The 6,070-nt window shown below is 63.3% G+C and carries 4 protein-coding genes and 1 pseudogene; 2 read left to right on the plus strand and 3 right to left on the minus strand.

Annotated features, from left to right (window positions below; translation table 11 throughout):
* From NR193_RS32940 to NR193_RS32950, 3 genes and pseudogenes are all read right to left on the minus strand, one after another.
* Window positions 1-781 (minus strand): SDR family oxidoreductase (locus tag NR193_RS32940; RefSeq protein ID WP_256754828.1); only part of this gene is annotated, 781 nt, incomplete at its 3' end.
* 48 nt (window positions 782-829) lie between these two features.
* A complete protein-coding gene (locus NR193_RS32945; RefSeq protein ID WP_256754829.1) occupies window positions 830-1,432 on the minus strand; it encodes an NADPH-dependent F420 reductase in 603 nt (200 codons plus the stop codon).
* A gap of 69 nt (window positions 1,433-1,501) precedes the next feature.
* Window positions 1,502-2,235: pseudogene (locus tag NR193_RS32950) on the minus strand (SDR family NAD(P)-dependent oxidoreductase).
* 268 nt (window positions 2,236-2,503) lie between these two features.
* Here NR193_RS32950 and NR193_RS32955 point away from each other — a divergent pair.
* Entirely contained in the window at window positions 2,504-3,400 is an 897-nt protein-coding gene (locus NR193_RS32955; RefSeq protein ID WP_256754830.1) for a LysR family transcriptional regulator, read from the plus strand.
* Window positions 3,401-3,722: 322 nt separating this feature from the next.
* Window positions 3,723-5,867 carry a ParB/RepB/Spo0J family partition protein gene (locus NR193_RS32960; protein WP_256754831.1) on the plus strand — a complete coding sequence of 715 codons (2,145 nt, stop codon included), beginning with the start codon at window positions 3,723-3,725 and terminating at the stop codon, window positions 5,865-5,867.
* Window positions 5,868-6,070 lie beyond the last annotated feature (203 nt).

Here is a 6,070-nt window from a genome sequence, read left to right on the forward strand (position 1 = left end):
CTGCGGGAATGGGCACGGCGGGCAGGCCCAGACGGCTGCCAATGGCTTCGGCGATCTCGCGGAGTGAGATGCCCTCATCGCCGACCGCGTGCCAATATTTGCCGGCTGGGGCCTTCTCCAGCGCCAAGCGGAACAAGGCGGCGAGATCGCGAGCGTGCACGGCTGACCACCGGTTTGCGCCGTCTCCGGGGTAGCCGACGACGCCCTTCTCCTTCGCGAGCCCGATCAGCAGCGGAAGGAAGCCGGCATTGTCGGTCCCGCTGTGCATGACGGGAGGAATTCGCACGACCGCGGACCGCACGCCCCGCTCAGCGAGGCCGACCGCGGTGGTTTCCACGATGTTGCGAGCCCGCAAGGTCCCTTTGTACGCATCGCCGCCGGGAAGGGCCGGATCGTCCTCGGTGGCTGGCCGGCCCAGCCCTTCCCATCCGGGCGAGCCAATGCTTCCCGAGACGACAAGCGGCTTTCCAGTCCCCGCCAGTGCCTCGCCGTACGCGAGCATGATCTGGACCTCCGCCGCAGCCACGGCGTAGATGCCGCCTGACAGAAGCAGGTCTTGCCTATGCGCGACGTGGATGACTCCGTCGGAGTCTGTAGCCGCCGCCTTGAGCCCGTCGAGATCTTCTAGGCTGCCGCGACGAGCCTTCGCGCCGAGCGCGGCCACTTTCGCCGCAGACTCGTCCGAACGAGCCAGAGCAGCGACCTCGTGGCCGGCGGCGACGAGCTCGGAAATGATGTACGGACCGGAATGGCCGGTCCCGCCAGTGACGAAAACGCGCATGAAACTGCTCCTTGTGGACGACGCGAGAAGTGGTGGTCCGGGACGTGCTCAGCCGTCGAACTTGACCAGGTCTTTGAAGATCAATTGACCCCAGCTTTTTCCGCGTGCCTGGACCAGCAGCCCACCTTCCGATAGCCCGCCAAGATTGATCGGCGCGAAACCGAGATTTTCCGCGAGTGCAGCAATCTCCGCTGCGGCATCGTCATCATCGCTCGCCAGGAACACGACTCTCCTGCCACCATTTACGGCCGGATCCTGGTCAAGGGCCGCGGCGGGTAAATGGTTAAAGCCCTTGACCAGCTTTCCGCCAGAGAAGGCCTGCGCAAGGAATCTGGAAGAAGGCTGCCCTCCCAGTTCCACAGGCGACACACCGTAGGCATTGGTCACGTCGACGATGGTCTTCCCTTGCCAGTTGGGAAGCGCCTTCGCCACATCCGGATGCTGTTCGAAACGGACGGCCAGAAAGTTGATGTCCGCCTTGATGGCGTCCGCCAATTTTTTGGGAATGATCGTAGGACCGATCGCGTTTGCGGTGGACGCAAAGCTTTCGGGGTCGCGTGTCGTTGCAACGGATACTTCGCTGCCGTTGCGGGCAAACGCCCTGGCCAGCGCCTGACCGATATTGCCGAAGCCGATGATTGTGTAGCTCATGTTATTTTCCTCGGTTACGGAGCTCTACGGACTCCAAATAGTTGACTGGAGCTTTCCCGGAGCGGCCCGTCAGATTTGCGCCAGTCCGCCGTCGACAGCGAGTTCGCTGGCGGTCATGAAGCTGCTGTCCGACGATGCGAGAAAGGCGGCCGCCGCTGCGATCTCCGCCGGATCGGCCATGCGCTGGAGTGGGTTCATCGAGGCGAAGACCTTCATGCCTTCCTCGCCTACCGCTTCCTTCGCGAGTTCGGTCGCGGTCGGCCCGGGCGACAGCACGTTTACCCAGATGCCGGTGCCCTTCAGGTCCTCCGCCCAGGTCCGTACGAGGTTGCGCACTGCCGCCTTGCTCGCGCTGTAGACACTGAATGCCGGGGCACCCGTGGTCCCTGCGCTCGATCCGGTCAGGATGATCGAACCGCCCGTACTCATCAAAGGCAGCGCCTTCTGGACCGTGAAGATCGTACCCTTCACATTGGTGTCGAAGGTTTCGTCAATGTGCTCGGCGGTGATCTCGCCGAGAGGAAGCAGGCTTCCCGCCCCGGCATTGGCGAAGACGATGTTGAGGGTTCCGCGTTCGGCCTTCACCGTCGCGTAGAGCCGGTCGAGGTCAGCCATATCCGAGACCGAGCCTTCACCGCACGGGCATTGGGCCCGAGCTCGGCCAGGGCGGCGTCGAGCGCTTTCTGCCGGCGACCGAAGATGAAGACGAAGGCACCCTCCTCGACGAAGCGCTTCGCCGCGGCGAGGCCGATGCCAGTAGCGCCACCCGTGATGACGGCAACCTTACCCTCAAGCTTTCCCATGACTTTCCCTTTCGTGGTGTCGGGACAGCATCTGTCCCCAAGAACCTCGAAATGGGTCCGCCAGCGTCCGTTGTTGAGTGCGAAAGTGCGCATATCGGTGGTGCGAAATCGATCCGGCCGGGCGACTGTCGCCAGCAGCGACGATCGCTATCCATCCCTCGAAACCGGGCCACGCTAGTCGGCATATGCTATAATGGCCGCCCTTATTGCCGTTCGGCATGTTAGATACGGACTTTGGAAGGCGCACCGTGCGGTGCGGGATTGCACCATGGTCGACTGGGACGATGTTCGCTACTTTCTTGCCGCGGCACGCGGAGGCTCGGTCCGAGCCGCCGCCGAGCGCCTCGGCGTAAACCACTCGACCGTGCTGCGACGCATCGCCCAGCTCGAGCAACGGCTGGGAGCGCAGATGTTCGAAAAGCTGCCCTCTGGCTACCGCCTGACTTCTGCGGGCGAGGAGGTCCTCGAGTTCGCGGAGCAGATGGAAGCGTCGTCGAACCGGCTGGAGACACGAATCTTCGGGCGCGACCAGAGCGCGCGCGGGCTTTTGCGAGTGACGCTTCCACCGTTCCTCGCCACACACCTGCTGATGCCGGATCTCGCCGACTTCGCGCGTATGCATCCGGACATCGAGATGGAAATCCTGTCGTCCGGCGAGTTGGCCAATCTGACCAACCGAGAAGCCGACGTCGCGATCCGCATCGTCGCCAACCGCAAGACCCTGCCGCTCAATCTTCACGGCCTGAAGGGACCGGAACTCTTCAGCGGCGTCTACATATCTCGCGATCGACTAGCTGCGTGGCGTGCGGGCGCGCCTGATTCCATCCGATGGATCGTCATGGACAATCATGGAATTCCGGACTGGGCGCGCGAGGGAGAGGTTCACGCCACGGGTGTTCCGTTCAGGACCCCGGACGCCGAGACGCAGATCGTAGCCGCGCAGCAAGGAATCGGGATGACAAAACTGCCGTGCTTCGTCGGAGATGCCGACCCCCTGCTGGTGAGGGCGCCGGGCATCGACCTGCCCACGCATGGGACGCTCTGGCTGCTCACGCAGGGGGAAACACGCAAGACGAAGCGCGTGCGGCTCTTCACCGAGTTCGTATCCCGCAGGCTCGCCGCCTATACGCCGCTTCTGGCGGGCCTGTCCGTATCGCGCGACTGACGCCCGACTTTGGCGGCTTTATCCCAAGTCACTCCCAAAAGCCGTCGTTCCGCTTCCGGCCCCGCTCAAGCCGAAAATCAAATGCTGAATGAACGGTAGTTTTCGGTTGCTCCGTGGTCCGGCGTGAAGGACTGACTTGAAGGTCGAAAGCTGCCATTCTTTCATCGATGGGTCCATCGCAAATCTGGAGAGAATTCGGGTCGGGCCTGCGGCAGCCGGCCTGCGCCGGCGCCGCGAGAGGTAGAGGGCGGAGGGGAGGGTTCCTGACGGGTTTGGAGGTTCGGGGAAAGGCCCCGGGCCGCCCGTCATGGAGACCCTGACCATGGCAAAAAGCGCCATTCAGAAGATCACCCTCAACCAGGCCGAAAACATCCCCTTCGACAAGCTGTTTTTGTCCGAGAAGAACGTGCGACGGATCAAGAACGGCGTCTCGATCGAGGATCTTGCCGCCGACATTGCCCGCCGCGGCCTCATCCAGAGCCTCAACATCCGTCCCGAGTTGAAGGACGGCGAAGAAACCGGCCGCTACGAAGTGCCCGCCGGCGGCCGGCGGTTCTCGGCGCTCCAGCTTCTGGTCAAGCGCAAGGAAATGGCGAAAACCGCGCCGACGCCGTGCATTGTCAATCGCTCCGGACAGACCAGCATGGAGGACGATTCGCTCGCCGAGAATGTCCACCGCGAGAACCTGCATCCGCTCGATCAATTCCGCGCCTTCAAGACGCTGAGCGAGCAGGGGCTCGATGTCGAGGAGATCGCCGCCCGGTATTTCGTGTCGCCGAACACGGTGAAGCAGCGGCTGAAGCTCGCCAATGTCTCGTCAAAACTGCTCGATCTCTACGAACAGGATGAGATCCGTCTTGAGCAAATCATGGCGTTTTCGATTTCGGACGACCATGCCCGCCAGGAGCAGGTCTGGGAACGTATCGCCGGCAACTCGAACATGCAGGAGCCCTATTATATCCGGCGCCTGCTGACGGAAACCACGGTCCGCGCCGACGATCGCCGGGCGGTCTATGTCGGCGCCGAAGCCTATGAGGCTGCCGGCGGCGTTATCCTGCGCGACCTGTTCGAACAGGATTCCGGCGGCTGGTTCCAGGACGCAGCCCTTCTTGAGCAACTGGTCTTCGAGAAGCTGAAGGTGGATGCCGAGGCCATCCGCGCCGACGGATGGAAGTGGGTCGAAGCGGCGATCAGCTTTCCGTACGGTCACACCTCCGGCATGCGGCGCGTCTATGCCGAACCGGAAGAAATGAGCGCTGATGAGATCGCCCGCCACGACGCTGTCAAGGCCGAGTATGACAAGCTCGACGCCGAATATGCCGAGATGGAGGAAGCCGACGAAGAGATCGAGAACAGGCTCGACCAACTCGGCGCCGAACTCGACGCGTTCAGTGATCGGCCCCATGTCTACGATCCGGCACAGAAGGCCATCGCCGGTGCGTTCGTCACACTCGCCGCCAACGGCAAGCCGCAGATCGACGCCGGCTTCGTCCGTCCCGAGGATGAACCGCGGGTCGAGACGGACGAGGATGACGAAGGCGCCAACGGCGAGGGTGTCGACACATCGAACGTGGACGATGCGGATGCCGTCGTCGTCAATGGCCGTTCTCTGGGCCAGACGTCCGAAGCCGAGGAGCCCGAGGAGGACGGCATCAAGCCGCTGCCCGATCGTCTTGTCTTCGACCTCACCGCACAGAGGACGCTGGCGCTGCGCAACGCGCTGGCGAGCGACGTCGACATCGCCTTCGTCGCCGTGCTTCATGCGCTCGTGCTGCAGCTATTCTACCGGTTCGCCAAGGACAGCTGCCTCGAGATCGGCCTGGTGAGCAACAGTTTCGGCCAGGTCCAGGGACTTGCCGAGACACCGTGGGCGAAAGAGATCGGTGAGCGGCACGAGGCCTGGGACAAGGATATGCCCGATAGCGACAAGCTTTGGGTCTTCCTGCGCGGTCTCGACGAAGCGAGCCGCAAGGCGCTGTTCGCGCACTGCGCCTCGCTCTCGCTCAACGCCGTCGTCGAGCCCTGGAACAGGCGTCCGGGCGCGCTTGCCCATGCCGACGTTCTCGCCGGCACGCTCGGCTTCGACATGGTCGAGGCCGGCTGGTCGCCGACGGTGGACAACTATCTCGGCCGCGTCACCAAAGCCCGCATCGTCCAGGCGGTGCGCGAAGGACGTGGCGAGGACTCCGCGCAGCTGATCGACCACATGAAGAAGGACCTCATGGCGCGGGAGGCCGCCCGTCTTCTCGAAGGATCGGAGTGGCTGCCCGAGCCGCTGCGTCTCGAAGTCGACGAGGTGGCCACCGATGCCGGAGAGATCGTCACCGATGACGTGACGGACGAGACGGCTCCCGACGGCGATACCGCCGAACTGCCGGCCTATCTCGCCGACGATACCGGCGCATCCGCCGATGAAGCGGCGACTGTCGACGGCGAGGATACTGACCACCTGCAGGCCGCCGAATAATCGGTCTTTCGCTCATCCCCGGGCCCGGCACCACCGCCGGGCCCTTCTTGTTTTTCGACATGGAGAAACCCCAATGTCAGCCCACATTATCTATGATTCCGCACCTCTAGGGAGTGTCATCCGCTATTCCGACGGCGCTCCGAAGCCGCCGGAGCGTTTCAGGAAGAAACTCACGGCCTGGAAAAGCCGCAACAGTGTCGGTC

The sequence above is a fragment of the Mesorhizobium sp. Mes31 genome, from assembly GCF_024519675.1.
GTDB lineage: Bacteria > Pseudomonadota > Alphaproteobacteria > Rhizobiales > Rhizobiaceae > Mesorhizobium.

What these genes read in the sequence shown, in the direction of transcription:
- NR193_RS32960 (WP_256754831.1), top strand. Translation starts at nt 3,723, where the DNA reads ATGGCAAAAAGCGCCATTCAGAAGATCACCCTCAACCAGGCCGAAAAC.
- NR193_RS32955 (WP_256754830.1), top strand. Translation starts at nt 2,504, where the DNA reads ATGGTCGACTGGGACGATGTTCGCTACTTTCTTGCCGCGGCACGCGGA.
- NR193_RS32945 (WP_256754829.1), bottom strand. Translation starts at nt 1,432, where the DNA reads ATGAGCTACACAATCATCGGCTTCGGCAATATCGGTCAGGCGCTGGCC.